Origin of the sequence: Variovorax sp. dw_308 (genome assembly GCF_019207085.1) — a bacterium.
Classification (GTDB): domain Bacteria; phylum Pseudomonadota; class Gammaproteobacteria; order Burkholderiales; family Burkholderiaceae_C; genus Variovorax.
The window spans coordinates 39333-55958 of record NZ_JAATOM010000010.1; the positions used below are offsets into that span (position 1 = coordinate 39333).

At 66.5% G+C, this 16626-nt stretch carries 15 protein-coding genes; 8 read left to right on the top strand and 7 right to left on the bottom strand.

What is annotated here, in order from left to right:
* Nucleotides 1-95 precede the first annotated feature (95 nt).
* The 7 genes from HCU76_RS19730 (at nt 96) to xylB (ending at nt 7804) form a co-directional block, all read left to right on the top strand.
* Nucleotides 96-953, top strand: a complete 858-nt coding sequence (locus HCU76_RS19730; protein WP_213953088.1) for a carbohydrate ABC transporter permease — start codon at nt 96-98, stop codon at nt 951-953.
* A gap of 14 nt (nt 954-967) precedes the next feature.
* Entirely contained in the window at nt 968-1789 is an 822-nt protein-coding gene (locus HCU76_RS19735) for a carbohydrate ABC transporter permease (protein ID WP_213953089.1), read from the top strand.
* A 20-nt stretch (nt 1790-1809) separates the two neighbouring features.
* The gene (locus HCU76_RS19740) at nt 1810-2841 is read left to right on the top strand and encodes an ABC transporter ATP-binding protein (protein WP_218510422.1); all 1032 of its coding nucleotides are present in this window, start codon (nt 1810-1812) and stop codon (nt 2839-2841) included.
* On the top strand, nt 2841-4274 hold the full coding sequence (gene dalD / locus HCU76_RS19745; protein ID WP_218510423.1) for a D-arabinitol 4-dehydrogenase: 1434 nt from the start codon (nt 2841-2843) through the stop codon (nt 4272-4274). The genes HCU76_RS19740 and dalD overlap by 1 nt, the downstream gene beginning before the upstream one ends.
* Before the next feature lie 4 nt (nt 4275-4278).
* On the top strand, nt 4279-5232 hold the full coding sequence (locus tag HCU76_RS19750) for a carbohydrate kinase (protein WP_213953092.1): 954 nt from the start codon (nt 4279-4281) through the stop codon (nt 5230-5232).
* Between the two features lie 12 nt (nt 5233-5244).
* Nucleotides 5245-6183 carry an AraC family transcriptional regulator gene (locus HCU76_RS19755; RefSeq protein ID WP_213953093.1) on the top strand — a complete coding sequence of 313 codons (939 nt, stop codon included), beginning with the start codon at nt 5245-5247 and terminating at the stop codon, nt 6181-6183.
* Nucleotides 6184-6352: 169 nt separating this feature from the next.
* On the top strand, nt 6353-7804 hold the full coding sequence (xylB, locus tag HCU76_RS19760; RefSeq protein ID WP_218510424.1) for a xylulokinase: 1452 nt from the start codon (nt 6353-6355) through the stop codon (nt 7802-7804).
* Here xylB and msrA read toward each other — a convergent pair.
* From msrA to groES, 3 genes are all read right to left on the bottom strand, one after another.
* Nucleotides 7801-8544, bottom strand: coding sequence for a peptide-methionine (S)-S-oxide reductase MsrA (msrA, locus tag HCU76_RS19765; RefSeq protein WP_218510425.1), 744 nt, complete (start codon nt 8542-8544; stop codon nt 7801-7803). The genes xylB and msrA overlap by 4 nt on opposite strands.
* Nucleotides 8545-8732: 188 nt before the next feature.
* Entirely contained in the window at nt 8733-10385 is a 1653-nt protein-coding gene (gene groL, locus HCU76_RS19770) for a chaperonin GroEL (RefSeq protein ID WP_218510426.1), read from the bottom strand.
* A gap of 29 nt (nt 10386-10414) precedes the next feature.
* Nucleotides 10415-10705, bottom strand: coding sequence for a co-chaperone GroES (gene groES, locus HCU76_RS19775; RefSeq protein WP_093109638.1), 291 nt, complete (start codon nt 10703-10705; stop codon nt 10415-10417).
* A gap of 245 nt (nt 10706-10950) precedes the next feature.
* On the opposite strand from groES, the gene HCU76_RS19780 reads away from it, so the two are divergent.
* Nucleotides 10951-11940 carry an ABC transporter substrate-binding protein gene (locus HCU76_RS19780; RefSeq protein ID WP_213953097.1) on the top strand — a complete coding sequence of 330 codons (990 nt, stop codon included), beginning with the start codon at nt 10951-10953 and terminating at the stop codon, nt 11938-11940.
* A gap of 21 nt (nt 11941-11961) precedes the next feature.
* On the opposite strand, the gene HCU76_RS19785 is transcribed toward HCU76_RS19780, so the two are convergent.
* From HCU76_RS19785 to HCU76_RS19800, 4 genes are all read right to left on the bottom strand, one after another.
* Nucleotides 11962-13191: a PLP-dependent aspartate aminotransferase family protein gene (locus tag HCU76_RS19785; protein ID WP_213953098.1), complete on the bottom strand. Its 1230-nt coding sequence runs from the start codon at nt 13189-13191 to the stop codon at nt 11962-11964.
* A 45-nt stretch (nt 13192-13236) separates the two neighbouring features.
* Nucleotides 13237-14772 carry a M20/M25/M40 family metallo-hydrolase gene (locus HCU76_RS19790; protein WP_213953308.1) on the bottom strand — a complete coding sequence of 512 codons (1536 nt, stop codon included), beginning with the start codon at nt 14770-14772 and terminating at the stop codon, nt 13237-13239.
* Between the two features lie 111 nt (nt 14773-14883).
* Nucleotides 14884-15585, bottom strand: a complete 702-nt coding sequence (locus tag HCU76_RS19795; RefSeq protein ID WP_218510427.1) for a phosphatase PAP2 family protein — start codon at nt 15583-15585, stop codon at nt 14884-14886.
* 137 nt (nt 15586-15722) lie between these two features.
* Nucleotides 15723-16625, bottom strand: a complete 903-nt coding sequence (locus tag HCU76_RS19800) for a polysaccharide deacetylase family protein (RefSeq protein WP_213953100.1) — start codon at nt 16623-16625, stop codon at nt 15723-15725.
* Nucleotide 16626 lies beyond the last annotated feature (1 nt).

Genomic DNA, 16626 nt, shown 5'->3' on the forward strand with positions numbered 1-16626 from the left:
CCCTCTCCCCCGCGGGGAGAGGGCCAGGGTGAGCTCTCACCCCAACCTTCTCCCGCCGGCGGGAGAGGGGGTCCATCGCCAGAGAGGAACCAAGAATGAACAGACTCCTGCCCCGGGCGCTGATGGCGCCAGCCGTGCTCACGCTCTTCCTGTGGATGATCGTGCCGCTCGTGATGACCTTGTACTTCTCCTTCGTGACGTACAACCTCATGCAACCCGGCGACCGCCCCTTCGCCGGCCTCGAGAACTTCCACTACTTCATCACCGACCCCGACTTCTGGCCGGCGGTGGCCAACACGATGACGCTGATCGGCAGCGTGATCGTCATCACCGTGATCTTCGGCGTGCTGCTGGCGCTGCTGGTGAACGAGCCGTTTCCGGGGCGTGGCATCGTTCGCGTGCTGCTGATCTCGCCCTTCTTCGTCATGCCCACGGTCAACGCGCTGCTGTGGAAGCACATGATGATGAACCCGATCTACGGCGTACTGGCAGACGTGTGGCGCGCCTTTGGCGCCGAGCCGGTCGACTGGCTGACCGACCTGCCGCTGTTCTCCGTGATCATCATGGTGGCCTGGCAATGGCTGCCCTTCGCCTGCCTGATTTTCATCACCTCGCTGCAGTCGTTGGACCGCGAGCAGATGGAAGCGGCGCGCATGGACGGCGCCAATTCCTTCCAGCGCTTCTTCTACCTCACGGTGCCGCATCTGGGCAGGCCGATGGCTGTCGTGATCATGATCGAGATGATCTTCTTGCTCAGCGTGTTCGCGGAGATCGCCATCACCACCAACGGCGGGCCGGGCAACGAGAGCACGAACCTGACGTACATGATCTTCAAGCAGTCGCTGATGAACTTCGACGTGGGCGTGGCTTCGGCGGGTGCACTGTTCGCGGTGATCCTGGCCAACATCGTGGCGGCCTTCCTCGTGCGCATCATCGGCAAGAACCTCGACTAAGGGAGCGACACATCATGCAACCCAATCCCTTGTTCACCGTCCTGCGCACCCTCGGCGCGTGGGGCGCGGCGCTCCTGCTGTTCTTCCCGCTGGGCTGGCTGTTCCTCACCGCGTTCAAGACCGAATTGCAGGCCATCCACGTGCCGCCGCTCTTCATCTTCGAGCCGACGATGGAGAACTTCAGCGAGGTGCAGCGCCGCAGCGACTACCTGCTGTATGCGCGCAACTCGATCATCACCAGCGTGGGCTCGACCATCCTCGGCCTGCTGATCGCAGCGCCCGCCGCGTACTCGATGGCCTTCTTCCGCACCAAGCGGACGCGCGACATCCTCATGTGGATGCTGTCGACCAAGATGATGCCGGCCGTCGGCGCGCTGGTGCCGATCTACGTCCTGGCGCAGACCGCGGGCATGCTGGACTCGATCCCCGCGCTGATCATCGTGTTCACGCTGTCGAACCTGCCGATCATGGTGTGGATGCTCTACACGAGCTACAAGGACATCCCCAACGAGATCCTCGAAGCGGCACGCATGGACGGCGCGAGCGTCTGGACGGAGTTTCGCCACGTCGTGATGCCGCTGTCGGTCGGTGGTCTCGCATCCTGCGGCCTGCTGTGCCTGGTGCTGAGCTGGAACGAGGCCTTCTGGGCACTCAACCTGGTGTCGGCCAAGGCGGGCACGCTGGCCACGCTGATCTCGCAGTACTCGAGCCCCGAGGGCCTGTTCTGGGCCAAGTTGTCGGCCGCCTCGCTGATGGCCATCGCGCCCATCGTGGTGTTCGGCTGGTTTAGCCAGAAACAACTCGTCCAAGGCCTGACCTTCGGCGCCGTCAAGTAATAAATCAAGGAGAGACACACATGGCCTACCTCGAACTCCGCAACATCAAGAAGAGCTTTGGCGACGCGCACATCATCAAGGGCGTCAACCTCGAGATCAACAAGGGCGAGTTCATCGTCTTCGTCGGCCCTTCGGGCTGCGGCAAGTCGACGCTGCTGCGCCTCATCGCCGGGCTGGAGCCGACCACCAGCGGCAACCTGATGCTCGACGGGCGGGACATCACCAACCTCGCCTCCGGCAAGCGCGATCTGGCGATGGTGTTCCAGAGCTACGCGCTCTATCCGCACATGAGCGTGGCCGACAACATGTCGTTCGCGCTCAAGCTGGCCAACGTGCCCAAGGACGAGATCAGGAAGAAGGTCGACTACGCCGCCAAGCAGCTGAACCTCACGCAGTACCTGGACCGCACGCCCAAGGAACTCTCGGGCGGCCAACGCCAGCGCGTGGCCATCGGGCGAGCCATCGTGCGCGCGCCCAAGGTGTTCCTGTTCGACGAGCCGCTGTCGAACCTCGATGCGGCGCTGCGCGGCAACACGCGCGTCGAGATCCACAAGCTGCACGTCGCGCTCGGCGCCACCAGCATCTACGTGACGCACGACCAGGTCGAGGCCATGACGCTGGCCGACCGCGTGGTGGTGCTGAAGGACGGCCTGATCGAGCAGGTCGGCACGCCGATGGACCTGTACGACCATCCGGTCAACAAGTTCGTCGCGCAGTTCATCGGCATGCCGTCGATGAACATGGTGCCGGCCGCCGCCATCCCGACCTTCTCGGCGGCCACCGGCGGCAGGCTGCCGAGCGATGGCTTCCTCGGCGTGCGACCCGAAGGCCTGCAAGTACATGCCGGCGTCGGCGCGGGCGTGCCGGGCAAGGTCGACCTGATCGAGGCGCTGGGTTCCGACACGCTGATCCACGTCGACGTCGGTGGCATCCCGCTCATCGCGCGGCAGAACGAGCGCACGCCGCTGCGCATCGGCGACGACGTGGGCGTTGAGTTGGATCCGTCAGTGCTGCACCTGTTCAATCGCGAAGGCCTGGCGGTCGCCGCGTGATGACGCTCGCAGCCGTTCCGGACGCCACGTCCGTCATCCTCCACCTGGGCCTCGGCTCTTTTCACCGGGCGCACCAGGCGGTGTACGTGCAGGCGCTGCGCGACACCGGCGACAAGGCCTATGCGATTTCCGGCGCCAACCTGCGGCCGGACATGCCCGAGGTGCTGGCCGCGCTGCGCGCACAGGGCGGTGCGTACACGCTGGAGACCATCTCGCCGGCGAACGAATACCGCTACCAGCGCATCGAGTCGATCCGCGAGGTTCTGCCCTACGAGGCCGACCTGGCGAGCGTGATCGCACGCGGCGCCGATTCGGCCACGCGCATCATCTCCTTCACCGTGACCGAGGCCGGCTACTACCTCGACGCCAAGGACAAGCTGGACCTGTCCTTCGCCGACCTGGCCGCCGACATCGAGCGCGCGCGCAAGGGCGAGCCGGGCAGCACCATCTACGGCGCGGTCTGCGCGATCCTGCGCGCGCGCAAGACCGGCGGCGGCGGCCCGGTCACGCTGCTGAACTGCGACAACCTGCGCCACAACGGCGACCGCTTCCGCAAGGGCCTGCTCGAATTCATAGAGCGCTGCGGCGACGTCTCGCTGCAAGCCTGGGTGCAGATCAACACCACCTGTCCCAACGCCATGGTCGACCGCATCACGCCGCGTCCCCCGCCGGAGTTGCGCGAGCGCGTGTTGAAGGCCACCGGCCAGGATGACGCGGCGCCCATCACCGGCGAAAGTTTCATCCAGTGGGTCATCGAGGACAACTTCATCGGTGGCCGGCGACCGGCGTGGGAGCGCGTGGGCGTGCAGATGGTGGAATCGGTGCAGCCGTACGAAGAGGCCAAGATCCGCCTGCTCAATGCCACGCACAGTTGCATCGCGTGGGCCGGTACGCTCATCGGCCTGCAGTTCATCCACGAGGGCACGCACACGCCCGCGATCCGCAAGATGGCCTTCGACTACGTCACCGACGACGTCATCCCCTGCCTGAGCCGCCCCGGCACGCCGAGCCCGGTCGACCTGCCCGCGTACCGCGACGTGGTGCTCGACCGCTTCGGAAACCCGTCGATCCGCGACACCAACCAGCGCGTGGCAATGGACGGCTTCTCGAAGATCCCCGGCTTCATCGCGCCCACCGTGCGCGAGCGCCTGGCCCGCGACGAAAGCATCGACAGCGTCGCGATGCTGCCGGCGCTGTTCCTGGCTTTCCTGCAGCGCTGGCACCGCGGCGAAATCCCGTACACCTACCAGGACCAGGTGATGGACCCGGCCGTGGGCCACGCGATCTGCGAGGCGGCCGACCCGGTGGCGGCCTTCTGTTCCGACACCGCGCTGTGGGGACCGCTGGCCGGTGATACTCGGCTGGTTGACGCCGTGCGCCGCGCCGGTGTCCGGGTCCAGGCATTTGTGGCGGCGACAACGAAGGCAACCTGACACTATGCGAATCGCACTGGCCGGCGAGGCCCTGATCGACTTCACTTGCAGTTCGGGCCTGAGCTTCGAGGGCCACGAAGGCGGCGCGCTGACCAACAGCGCCATCGCCGCCGCGCGGCTGGGCCAGCCGACCGGCTTCATCACGCAGCTCTCGACCGACATGTTCGGCGAGCGCCTGCTGCAGCATCTGCAAGGCAACGGCGTCGACACGCAATTCGTGCTGCGCAGCGCGGCGCCGTCGACGCTGGCTTTCGTCGCGCGCACGCCGACCACCAATCACTACGCCTTCTACACCAAGGGCACCGCCGACACGCTGTGGGCGCCGCCGGAATTGCCCGCACTGCCCGACAGTTGCCGCTTCCTGCACTTCGGCGGCATCTCCATCCTCACCGAGCCTGCCGCCACGCGCATCACCGAACTCGTCGAAGCGCAGCGCGGCCAGCGCATCGTGCTGTTCGACCCGAACGTGCGGCCCAGCCTGATCCCCGACATGGACGCCTACCGCGCGAAGCAGCCGCGTTGGCTGGCCGCCAGCGACGTGCTCAAGTTCAGCGACGAAGACGCGGCCTACCTTGCGCCGGGCAAGAGCCTGGCCGAGGCGGCCGCGATGTTCCTCGCGCCGCACGCAGCCGGCGGGCAGGGGCCGCGCGCCGTGGTCGTCACCCGGGGCGGCGACAGCGCCGGCGTGTACCGCGCAGGCCATGCGCCGGTGGAGGTGAAGCCGCCCAGGATCACGGTGGCCGACACCATCGGCGCGGGCGACACCTTCGCCGCCGGCATCTCGGTGGCGCTGCTGGAGCAAGGCGTCGAGCACGCGGCGCAACTCGACGCATTGGCCGACGATGCCTGGGGCGAAGTGCTGCGTTTCGCCGCCACCGCTGCCGCGCTCAACTGCACCCGCGAAGGATGCGACCCGCCCACCCGCGCGGAACTGCAGGCCGCGCTGTCCGCCCCATGAGGGAGGCCTGAAATGCCGAGCACACGCTCTCGCCAAACCCCGCGCCAACGCCAACCCGAGCTGGAACACGACTTCGCCCGCTCGCCCTCGCTCGGCTACGAAAAGCCCGAGGAAGTGGGCTGGGTCCGCTGCCTGTCGCACGGCTACCCGAGCCAGCTGGCGCGCTGGCATTGCCATGACGAATACGAACTGCACCTGATCACGGCCACCTCCGGCAAGGCCTTCGTCGGCGACTGGATCGGCCCGTTCCAGCCCGGCCACCTGGTGCTGTGCGGCCCGCGCCTGCCGCACAACTGGATCTCGCTCGATGCGCCGGCCGACGGCGTGAGCACGCGCGACCTGGTGATCCAGTTCCGGCATGAGCCGTTCGCGCAGGCGGCCTCGGAAATCCCGGAGATCGCCGAAGTCATGCAACTGCTGGAGCGCGCGCGCCGCGGCATCGAGTTCTTCGGCTTGTCGGAGCGTGCCGAGCAGCATTGGCGCGCAGTCAAGGCCTCGCACGGGCTGCGCCGGCTGGGCGCGTTCTGCGACTACCTGGCCGACCTCGCCGAATGCACCGACTACCGGCTGTTGTCGAGCGTGCAGATCAAGGGCGCCGAGGGCGACGCCGAAGGCGACCAGATCAACGCCATCGTCAACCGCATCACCGACAACGTGGCCGAGCCCATCGCGATGGCCGACGTGGCGGCAGAACTCGGCATGAGCGAAAGCCGCTTCAGCCGGTTCTTCCGCAAGTCGACCGGCAACAGCTTCACCGACTTCGTCAACCAGGTCCGCATCAACAACGCCTGCCACCTGCTGATGCAGACCGACCACTACGTGACGGACATCTGCTACCAGGTCGGCTTCAACAACGTCGCCAACTTCAACCGCCGCTTCCTGGAAATCAAGGGCATGACGCCGAGTGAATTCCGCCGGCAGGCGGACAGCCGGTTTGGCGGGGCGCATTGAATTGGGACATCCGAAATCGGACATCGGCCGCGAAGGACGCGAAGGTTTCGCGAAGGACGCGAAAGAAGACAGAAAGAAATTGAGTTTCTTCTTTGGATTTCCTTTTGCGTCCTTCGAAACCTTCGCGGCCGGCTGCCCGTATTCAAGTCTTCCAACACCCTGACCCACCATGTACCTTGGACTTGACCTCGGCACCTCCGAATTGAAGGCGCTGCTCCTCGCCGACGACCATCGCATCGTCGGCGTCGCGCGCTCGGCGCTGACCGTGAGCCGGCCGCGGCCGCTGTGGTCGGAGCAGGCGCCTTCGCAATGGTGGGCGGCCCTGGAAGACGTGATGCAGCAACTGCACGCAGCACATGCCGATGCGCTCGCGGCGGTGCGCGCGATCGGGCTGTCGGGGCAGATGCATGGCGCGGTGCTGCTCGACGACAAGGACGAAGTCCTGCGGCCGGCGATCCTCTGGAACGATGGCCGAAGCGCAGCGCAGTGCGGGCAACTCACCCGGGCCGTTCCGCGGCTGGGCGAAATCGCCGGCAACCTCGCCATGCCCGGCTTCACCGCACCCAAATTGCTGTGGGTGCGTGAGCATGAGCCCGACGTGTTCGCCCGTACTCGTCGCGTGCTGCTGCCCAAGGACTGGCTGCGCCTGATGCTCGGTGGTGAAGCGGTGAGCGACATGTCCGATGCTTCCGGCACGCTGTGGCTCGATGTCGGCCAGCGCGACTGGTCCGATGAGCTGCTGGCCGCCACCGGGCTCACGCGTGCCCACATGCCGAGTCTCGTCGAAGGCAGCGAAGCCTCGGCAACGCTCAAGCCGGAACTTGCGGCGCGCTGGGGCATGGCGCGCGGCGCGCGTATCGCCGGTGGCGCCGGGGACAACGCTGCCAGCGCCGTCGGCATGGGCCTGGTCGCGCCGGGCGAGGGCTTCGTCTCGCTGGGCACCTCGGGCGTGATCTTCGTGTCGGGGGCGGCCTTTGCGCCCAATCCGGCGCAGGCGGTGCATGCCTTCTGCCATGCGCTGCCGGGACGCTGGCACCAGATGTCGGTGATGTTGTCGGCAGCCAGTGCGGTGAGCTGGGCCGCGCGCAGCTTCGGGTTCAAGGACGAGGCGAGCCTGCTGGCGGCGGCCGCGACGCTGGACCCGGACGCCCGGCAACGCGCGCCACTGTTCCTGCCCTACCTGTCCGGCGAGCGATCGCCGCACAACAATCCGCAGGCGCAGGGTGCGCTGTTCGGCCTGACCCATGCGCATGCGGCGGCCGACATGGCCTATGCAGTTGTCGAGGGCGTGAGCTTTGGCCTGCGCGACGGGCTCGACACGATGGAGCGGCCGACGAGTGATCTCTCGCTCGTCGGTGGCGGTGCGCGCAGCGCCTGGTGGGCGCAGTTGCTGGCCGACATCCTCGAAGTGCCGCTGGCGCTGGGCGAGGGTGGCGAGGCGGGTGGCGCGCTGGGCGCGGCGCGATTGGGCTGGCTGGCCGATGGCGGCACTGTCGATGCGGTGTGCCAGCGGCCGGCAGTGCAGCGGCGCTTCGTGCCCGACACCGGGCAAGCCGGCGCGCACCGCGCGCGACAGGCGCGATTCCGTGCGCTGTACCGCGCGCTCGAACCCTGCTTCTAGGCCCCGTTCTTCACCAGCACCGGCCGCGGCGAGTACCGGTCGGCGAACAGCTTCTTCAGGTTGTCGACCTTGGGCAGGTCGTTGTAGGCGATGTACGGCTCGTCCGGATGCAGCGTCAGGTAATCCTGGTGATAGGCCTCGGCCGGATAGAAGCGCTTCTGCAGTTCGACGGTCGTGACAACCGGCTTGCCGCCGAAGGTCTTCGCCTCGGTCAGTTGCGCGATGTAGGCCTGCGCGATGCGCGCCTGCTCGACGTTCTGCGCAAAGATGGTGGAGCGGTACTGCGTGCCGGTGTCGGGGCCTTGCCGGTTCAGTTGTGTCGGGTCGTGCACCACCGAGAAGTAGATCTGCAGCAGCCGCGCATAGCTGACCTGGCGCGGGTCGAAGCTGATGCGCACGGCCTCGGCATGGCCGGTGCGGCCTGATCCGACCGATTCATACTTCGCCGTACTTTCGTCGCCGCCCGCATAGCCCGACACGGCGCTCGTCACGCCCTTGACGTGCTGGTACACCCCTTGCACGCCCCAGAAGCAGCCACCCGCGAGCACTGCCGTGGCCGAGGCATCGAGGCTGGCCGGATCGATCTTCGGCGCCGGCACGGCCACCGCGGCCTCGGCGGCGAACGATGGCCGGTGCCACCAGATCGCGCCGCCCGCGCCAAGCGCCAGCGCGCCCAGGACGCTGCGGCGGGTGGGTGTGCCCGATGAGCGGCGGGTGTTGGGGCGAGGTGGGGTGTTCATGGGCTCGGGTTTCCTTCTTGGGCGATTCTGCGCGTGCGCTCGCTGCGCCGCCATCCGGCGCAGAGCGTCCCTGCCGGTCACTTGGGCATCGCATCGGCAAAAAAAAACGGCCGCCGAAGCGACCGTTCTCTTTTCGCGAGACACCTGGAAACCGGCTTGGCCGGGACCCAGGCGCCAGCGGCGGGCAATTACATGCCCATGCCGCCCATGCCGCCCATGCCACCCATGTCGGGCATGCCGCCGCCAGCGCCGGCTTCGTCCTTCGGTGCGTCGGCGACCATTGCTTCGGTCGTCAACAGCAGCGAGGAAACCGAAGCTGCGTTCTGCAGTGCGGTGCGGGTGACCTTCGTCGGGTCCAGGATGCCCAGCTCGAGCATGTCGCCGTACGTGTCGTTCGCAGCGTTGAAGCCGTAGTTGCCCGTGCCGGCCAACACAGCGTTCACCACCACCGAGGCTTCGCCGCCGGCGTTGTTCACGATTTCGCGCAGAGGAGCTTCGATGGCCTTGAGCACCAGCTTGATGCCAGCTTCTTGATCAGCGTTTTCGCCCTTGATCGAGTCGCCCACAGCTTGCTTGGCGCGCAGCAGCGCCACGCCGCCACCAGCCACGACGCCTTCTTCCACTGCAGCGCGGGTGGCGTGCAGGGCGTCTTCGACGCGAGCCTTCTTTTCCTTCATTTCGACTTCGGTGGCAGCGCCAACCTTGATAACGGCAACACCGCCGGCCAGCTTGGCCACGCGCTCTTGCAGCTTTTCACGGTCGTAGTCGCTGGTCGCTTCTTCGATCTGAACGCGCACTTGCTTGACGCGGGCTTCGATGTCACCAGCAGCGCCAGCGCCGTCGATGATGATCGTGTTTTCCTTGCTGACTTCGATGCGGGCAGCCTGGCCCAGATCGGCCAGGGTGACCTTCTCGAGCGTCAGGCCGACTTCTTCGGCGATGACCTTGCCGCCCGTCAGGATGGCGATGTCTTCCAGCATGGCCTTGCGGCGGTCGCCGAAGCCAGGAGCCTTGACAGCCACGACCTTCAGGATGCCGCGGATCGTGTTCACGACCAGAGTAGCCAGGGCTTCGCCTTCGACTTCTTCGGCAATGATCAGCAGCGGACGGCCAGCCTTGGCGACTTGTTCCAGCGTCGGGAGCAGGTCACGGATGTTGCTGATCTTCTTGTCGAAGAGCAGGACAAACGGGTTTTCCAGGATCGCCGATTGCTTTTCCGGGTTGTTGATGAAGTAGGGCGACAGGTAGCCGCGGTCGAACTGCATGCCTTCGACGACGTCGAGTTCGCTGTCGAGCGACTTGCCGTCTTCAACGGTGATCACGCCTTCCTTGCCGACCTTGTCCATCGCGTCAGCGATGAGCTTGCCGATGGTTTCGTCGCTGTTGGCCGAGATCGAGCCGACTTGAGCGATTTCCTTCGACGTGGTGGTGGGCTTGGAAGCCTTCTTCAGCTCGGCGACCAGGGCCGTGACAGCCTTGTCGATGCCGCGCTTCAGGTCCATCGGGTTCATGCCCGCTGCGACCAGCTTGAAGCCTTCGCGAACGATGGCTTGTGCCAGGACCGTGGCGGTCGTGGTGCCGTCACCAGCGTTGTCGCTGGTCTTGGAGGCCACTTCCTTCACGAGCTGGGCGCCCATGTTCTGGAGCTTGTCCTTGAGTTCGATTTCCTTGGCGACGGACACACCGTCCTTGGTCACCGTCGGGGCGCCGAACGAACGCTCGAGCACCACGTTGCGGCCCTTGGGGCCCAGGGTCACTTTGACTGCGTTGGCCAGGATGTTGACACCCTCGACCATGCGTGCGCGGGCTTCGCCGCCGAAGACTACGTCTTTTGCTGCCATGTTTGTTTACTCCAATGAGGATGGGTTGATTACTTCTCGACGACTGCGAACAGGTCGTCTTCCTTCATGACGAGGAGCTCGTCGCCATCGACCTTGACGGTCTGGCCGCTGTACTTGCCGAACAGGACGCGGTCGCCGACCTTGACGCTCATCGCGCCCAGTTCGCCCTTGTCGTTCTTCTTGCCAGGACCGACGGCCAGCACTTCGCCCTGGTCAGGCTTCTCGGCGGCGTTGTCGGGAATGACGATGCCCGAGGCGGTCTTGGTTTCGCTTTCAATGCGCTTGACGATCACGCGATCGTGCAAAGGACGAAGTTTCAATTGCATCTCCTGATATGGATAGAAACGGGGTTGAATCCGGGCGCCAGCGAGGTTGCCGGCTGCCGATCGACCCAAAGGGGTGCTGTTAGCACTCACCTTGAGCGAGTGCTAATGATAAGGGCATTTTTTGCGGTTTCAAGGGGCTGGAAGGGGCTTTCGCCGCCGTGGCTCCAGTACGTTGGAACGCGCGTACTCCGTGGCATGATGGCCGGGCGCTCCCCCTACCCGGCAGAAAGGTGGTGCGAATGATCGACAGACGCGGATGGACGAAGGCGGCATTTGCAGCGATCGCGCTCGGCGTGCCGCTCGTCAGCGCATCGCAATCCGGGGAGCAGATCCGTCGAATCGGATTCCTGTCGGGAGGCCCGCGGCCCCCCGACGGCCTGGCTCCGGCGCCGTTGCGAAACGCACTGGACGCTGCAGGCAGCGCCGACGGCAGGCGGATCGTCTACGAGGCCCGCTGGTCCCAGGGGCACCCCGAGCAGTTGCCGGGCCTGGCCGCGGAACTGGTCGCGCTCAAGGTCGACGCCATCGTGACGGTGGGGGGACCCCCCGCGGCAGTGGCCAAGCAGGCAACGAAGACGGTGCCGGTGGTCGTCATCAACGCCGGCGACGTGGTCGAGACGGGCCTGGTGGCCAGTCTCGCCCATCCGGGCGGCAACATCACGGGCATCGACGACCCGGCGGCAGTGCTGAGCGCCAAGCGGCTGGAGTTCGTGAAGGAACTCGTTCCCCGCGCCCAGCGCGTGGCGGTGCTCTGGAACGCCGGCGACGGCGCGATGACGCTGCGCTTTCACTCGATCGAGAAGGCCGCGCCGGTGTTGGGCGTAGCGATCGATCCCCTGCCAGTGCGCGAGCCGGACGATTTCAACGTGGCGCTGGCCGCCATGAACAAGGCACGGCCCGACGCCGTGATGATGATCACCGACGCCCTCACGATCCTCAATCGGAAGCGCGTGATCGACTACGCGGCAATGCAGCGCATCCCCGCAGTCTACGAATATGCCGCCGAAGTCCGCGCGGGCGGCCTGCTGTCGTACGGCGCGGACGCCGGCGAGAACATGGCTCTGGCGGCGGACTACGTCTACCGCATCATCAAGGGCGCCAAGCCCGCCGACCTGCCCGTGGCGCAACCCAAGCGCTACCACCTGACGATCAACATGAGCACCGCCAGCAGCCTCGGCCTCTCGATCCCGACCTCGCTTCTCATTCGCGCGGACGAGGTGATTCCTTAGGCGCAGCGTCCCGCGCCATCTTCAGGCGACCACCGGCCCCAGTGTGTCGTCAAGCGCTGCCTTGATATCCGCGATGAGATCCGCCGGATCCTCCAGCCCGATCGACAGGCGCATGTGACCGTAGGTCTGGAACGCGTCCGGATAGGCGCTGGAGCCGCGACGCGCATTCTTTCCGACGTGCACGATCAGGGAAACATCGTGGCCGAGGGACACCGCCGAGACGATCAGGCGCAGGTTCGCCACGAAGCGGTTCTGCAGTTCGGGCCCGCCGTCGACGGCAAAGGCCATGACTGCGCCATATCCTTCGAACTGGCGTGACGCCAGGTCATGCTGCGGGTGCGATGTCAGTCCAGGGAATGCCACGAACGCGACGCGAGGGTCCCGGTCCAGGAAATCAGCCACCCTCTGCGCCGTGGACAGGTGCTTCGACAAGCGCAGCGGCAGCGTGACGGAGCCGCGCATGATCAGCCACGCATTGAAGGGCGAGATGGAGCCCCCGACGTCGACGAGAGCGTCGTTCTTCAACTGGCGAACCAACTCCGCGCGGCCGATCACGGCGCCACCCATCGCATCGCCATGCCCGTTGATGTACTTTGTCAGCGCATGCGCAACGAAGTCCGCCCCATGTTCCAGACCCCGGAACATCGGGGGCGGCGTGAATGTCGCGTCGATCGACAGCATGGCGCCCCGCGCATGGGCGATGGCGGCAAGCGCCCGGACATCGGCCACCTTGGTGGTCGGATTGGCAATGGTCTCCGCGTGCACGAGCCTCGTGTTCGGCCGCATGGCGGCCTGGACCGCGGCGAGGTCGCTGATGTCCACGAAGGTCGCCTCGATGCCGTACCGCTGCGGAAGCAACTCGCGGAACAGGCGGGCGACGGCCTCGTACGTGACGTCGCTGACGACCACATGGTCGCCACTCTTCAGGAAAGTGAAGAAGATCGCGTGCAGCGCGGCAACGCCGGTGCTGAACACGGCTGCATCCTCGCCGCGCTCCAGTGCAGCCAGCTTGCGCTCGAGGCACATCTGGTTGTGACCCGAGTTGCGCGTGTAGAACAGCGTCCGGGAGTCCGACCAATCGAGCGCAGAGGGATCGTCAGGCAACTGGTAGGAGTTGGACATGACGATCGGCGTCAGGATGGCCCCTGTCGTGGCATCCGGGCTGTTCCCGGCATGCACGGCCTGGCTGTCGAAAGAGAGGCTTGCGGGTTGCTTCCTGTCCGGGCGTTGCGCTGGCTTGCGGCTGTCCATGTATTTCCTCCTGGGCTATCGGGCGGCGAGACAGCCGCAGAAGTTCTAGCGCGCTGCAAAGGGGTGCGTGATCAGGCTGTAGATGGTCCGCGTGCCATCGATGTAGTTGCCCATGCGCATGTTCTCGTTGCTGGCGTGCTGGTTGTTGTCGGCGTTGACCAGCGGCACGATCGCGAAGGGCACCTTCAGCGCCTCGACGATCTCGGCAGTGGGCACGGTGCCGCCCATCATGCGGATGCGCACCGGTTCGGGCTTGGCGCCAAAGGCGTCGACCATCGCCGTGTAGGCCCATTGCCCGACGGCTGAATCCATCGGCGTGCCGGCCGCGTCCCCGCCCTCGGTCTGCATGTCGAAGCTGGCCAGCTTGTCGTAGCGGGCGCGGTCCTCGTCGGTGGGCTTGCCCTTGACGAGGTGGTAGCCCTGCTTCTGGATGTGCGCCTCGACCAGCTTGCCGAGGTAGACGGCGGTGGAGTCGGGCGTGGTGCGCACGTCGATCTCGGCCACCGCGGTGTCGGGCACGATGTTCGCCGCCTTGTCGCCCACCGCCGCGGACTGCATGCCGCGCACGTTGAGCGAGGGGTACTGCATCGCCTCCTGGTAGTTGGCGCCGACCGCATCCGTCTTCGCGATGCCGAGCCGTTTTTTGAGCGCGGCTTCGTCGTCCGGCACGGCGGCCATGATCTTGCGCTCCGCGTCGCCGAGCTTCACGTGGTCGTAGTAGCCCTGCACCGTGACGCGCCCCTGCTCGTCCTTCATCGAGGCCAGCAAGGTGGCCAGGCGCTGCGCCGGGTTGGGCGAGTAATTGCCGTAGTGGCCGCTGTGCAGCGACACCTTGGCGCCGTACACGGTGAGCCGCGCCATGGCCGCGCCGCGGTTGCCGAAGATCAGCGTGGGCCGGTTGGTGGCGTGCATCGGGCCGTCGTGGATGACGATGGCGTCGCTGCGCAGCAAGTCGCGGTGCGCGAGCATGACCTTGCCGATCGAGGGCGAACCCTTTTCCTCCTCGCTGTCGAGCACCACCTTGACGTTGACGCCGGTGGCGTCGCCGCTGGCCTTGAGGGCGTCGATGGCGGCCAGGAACATCATGATCGGCGCCTTGTCGTCGGCCGATGACCGACCGAACACGCGCCACTCCGGGTCGACCGGGCCGTTGAACAGCGGCGCCGAATCGATCTCTTCCCAATCGCCCTTGGCATCCTTGCGCTTGAGCACGGGCACCCAGGGGCTCTTCTGCTGCCATTGCTCCGCGATCACGGGTTGGCCGTCGAGGTGCATGTAGAACAGCACCGTCTTGCGCTTCGGGTCGGCGCCGGGCCATTCGGCGAAGAGCATCGGCTTGCCGTCGTTGGGCAACTGCTGCGTGGCGAAGCCCCGCTTGCGGAACGCAGCTTCGAGCCACTCCACGTTCTTGCGGATGTCCGCCGACGCGATGGCGTCGTTGGGCAGCGCGAGCAGGTCGAAGTACTCGCGGAAGGTGGCCTGGGCGTACTGCGTCGCCACCGCGGGCGAAAGCTCGGCGGCATGCACGTGGCTCGCGCCAAGGGCGGCTGCGAGCGTGGCAACAAGGGAGAAGTGGCGCATGGTGTTGTTCATGCGCTCGAAGATAACGTCCTGTGGCTTGCGCGTGAAGGCGCACCCGTTCGAAAAAGACCTGCGCCCTACGCGTTGCAGACGCAGAAACCGCGGATGCGGTCAGCGCCCATTCATCAATGCCGCACCCAGCCTCGGTCGCGCCGCCCGGTGGGCGCGCGTTCGCGCGTCGCGCCACGCGACCACCAGGGCGAGCCAGCAGATGCCCTCCAGGGCGGCGCCGACGACATCGCTGAAATAGTGCGCGCCGAGGTAGACCCTGCTGAAGCCGACCAGGATGATCATCGCGGCGCAGGCCGCAGCGGCGAGACGTCGCGCAGGCGTCGGCGTTCCGGACAGCAGCGCGCAGATCAGCACGCCGTAGCACAGCATGGCGCCCTCCGTATGGCCGCTCGGGAAGCTGTAGGTGCCGAGCGCCTGCTGCGCGAGTCCGAACGAGGGCCGCGCCCGCATGAACACATGCTTGACCGCAAAATTCACAGCCATGCCCGAAGGGATCGCCCAGAAGGCCACCAGGCTCCAGAAATACCTGCGCGTCACGAACAGCCAATAGGCCAGCGCCACGGCGTAGCCCAGCATGGCGATCTCGTTGTTGAGCAGGCTCACGATCGTCATGACCCGGGTGCCGATCGCGGAACTGTTCGCGGCGAACCACATGCCGATCGCGGTGTCCCACTGGACGAGGGCGCTCCCCTTCCGGATCGCGACCGCGACCACGGCGAAAGCCAGTGCGGCCATCGCCGCGATGAGAAGAGGCGCCCGGGAAGGGGTGTGCAGGCGGATCGGCAGCGGGGAGGACGGCATCAGGAATTCACAACAAAGACAAAGGCTGCCTCGAGCATCTCTCGCGGCAACTGACCAGGACGTTGACCGGCATTGCCGCAGGAGGGTCTTTGCGTGCCAGGTTCCGCGATTCTGCGCAGGGTTTGAAGCTGGCCTGCCTACGCCGCCTCCTGCACCGCAAGCAAGCCCGAGCGGCCTTCCACGGTCCCTTGTGCGATGCGACGCCGCGGCAGCGTGCTGATGTCCGTCGCCCCATGAAGCGCGCCCATCGTCACGAGCGCGTGACCTTGGGCCTTCCATCCGGCCAGCAGGCGCTCGAACACAGGCATCAGCTTCTGGCCTTCCAGCTCCGCATGCAGCGTGTAGACCTGATCCTCGTGCGTCCCGGCGGTCATCCGCAGGATGTGCTCCGCCACGTTGTCGACCGTGATGTCGTCCACGCCGATCAGTTCATCGAGCGTGGGCAGCGTGGTCGGATACTGCGGCGGGCCGATCACCGCGCCGGCCGCGTCGACCGGCAGGAAGGGCCGCCCGCCGCGGGTGTCCGATGCATGGGCGATGCCCAGCTTCATCTCGGCCCTGGCCGCGGCATCGTTGAATTGCCACCCAGCCGCACCGTGCAGCCGCGGCGGCGTGCCGAACACCTCGGCGAAGCGTTGTGTCGCGCGGTGCATTTCGCGCTCTGCCCAGGCGGCGTCGTGCTTGAGCAGCTGGTCCTGCCAGCGCACGTGGTCCCAGCAATGCACGCCGACTTCGAAGCCGGCGTCGCGCACGCTGCGCAGCGTGCCGGCCTCGCGCTTGCCGATGTCGGGGCCGGGCAGGGCGACGCCGTACATCAGCGTCTTCACGCCATAGTGCTCGACCACCGAGGTGCGCGACACCTTCTTCAGGAAGCCGGGCCGCAGCGCGCGGAAGATCGCGCGCCCGGTGTGGTCCGGCCCCAGGCTGAACAGGAAGGTGCCGCCGGCGCCGGCCTGCGCCATTGCGCGGACCAGCGCGGGCACGCCCTCTCGGGTGCCGCGCCAGGTGTCGACGTCGACCTTCAATGCGATGCGGGCCATG

Bases quoted from the DNA above. Each gene is read 5' to 3' on its own strand.
- HCU76_RS19755 (WP_213953093.1), top strand. From the start codon at position 5,245: ATGCCGAGCACACGCTCTCGCCAAACCCCGCGCCAACGCCAACCCGAG.
- HCU76_RS19785 (WP_213953098.1), bottom strand. From the start codon at position 13,191: ATGGACAGCCGCAAGCCAGCGCAACGCCCGGACAGGAAGCAACCCGCA.
- HCU76_RS19795 (WP_218510427.1), bottom strand. From the start codon at position 15,585: ATGCCGTCCTCCCCGCTGCCGATCCGCCTGCACACCCCTTCCCGGGCG.
- HCU76_RS19800 (WP_213953100.1), bottom strand. From the start codon at position 16,625: ATGGCCCGCATCGCATTGAAGGTCGACGTCGACACCTGGCGCGGCACC.
- groL (WP_218510426.1), bottom strand. From the start codon at position 10,385: ATGGCAGCAAAAGACGTAGTCTTCGGCGGCGAAGCCCGCGCACGCATG.
- HCU76_RS19740 (WP_218510422.1), top strand. From the start codon at position 1,810: ATGGCCTACCTCGAACTCCGCAACATCAAGAAGAGCTTTGGCGACGCG.
- dalD (WP_218510423.1), top strand. From the start codon at position 2,841: ATGACGCTCGCAGCCGTTCCGGACGCCACGTCCGTCATCCTCCACCTG.
- HCU76_RS19790 (WP_213953308.1), bottom strand. From the start codon at position 14,772: ATGCGCCACTTCTCCCTTGTTGCCACGCTCGCAGCCGCCCTTGGCGCG.
- HCU76_RS19780 (WP_213953097.1), top strand. From the start codon at position 10,951: ATGATCGACAGACGCGGATGGACGAAGGCGGCATTTGCAGCGATCGCG.
- HCU76_RS19735 (WP_213953089.1), top strand. From the start codon at position 968: ATGCAACCCAATCCCTTGTTCACCGTCCTGCGCACCCTCGGCGCGTGG.
- msrA (WP_218510425.1), bottom strand. From the start codon at position 8,544: ATGAACACCCCACCTCGCCCCAACACCCGCCGCTCATCGGGCACACCC.
- HCU76_RS19750 (WP_213953092.1), top strand. From the start codon at position 4,279: ATGCGAATCGCACTGGCCGGCGAGGCCCTGATCGACTTCACTTGCAGT.
- xylB (WP_218510424.1), top strand. From the start codon at position 6,353: ATGTACCTTGGACTTGACCTCGGCACCTCCGAATTGAAGGCGCTGCTC.
- HCU76_RS19730 (WP_213953088.1), top strand. From the start codon at position 96: ATGAACAGACTCCTGCCCCGGGCGCTGATGGCGCCAGCCGTGCTCACG.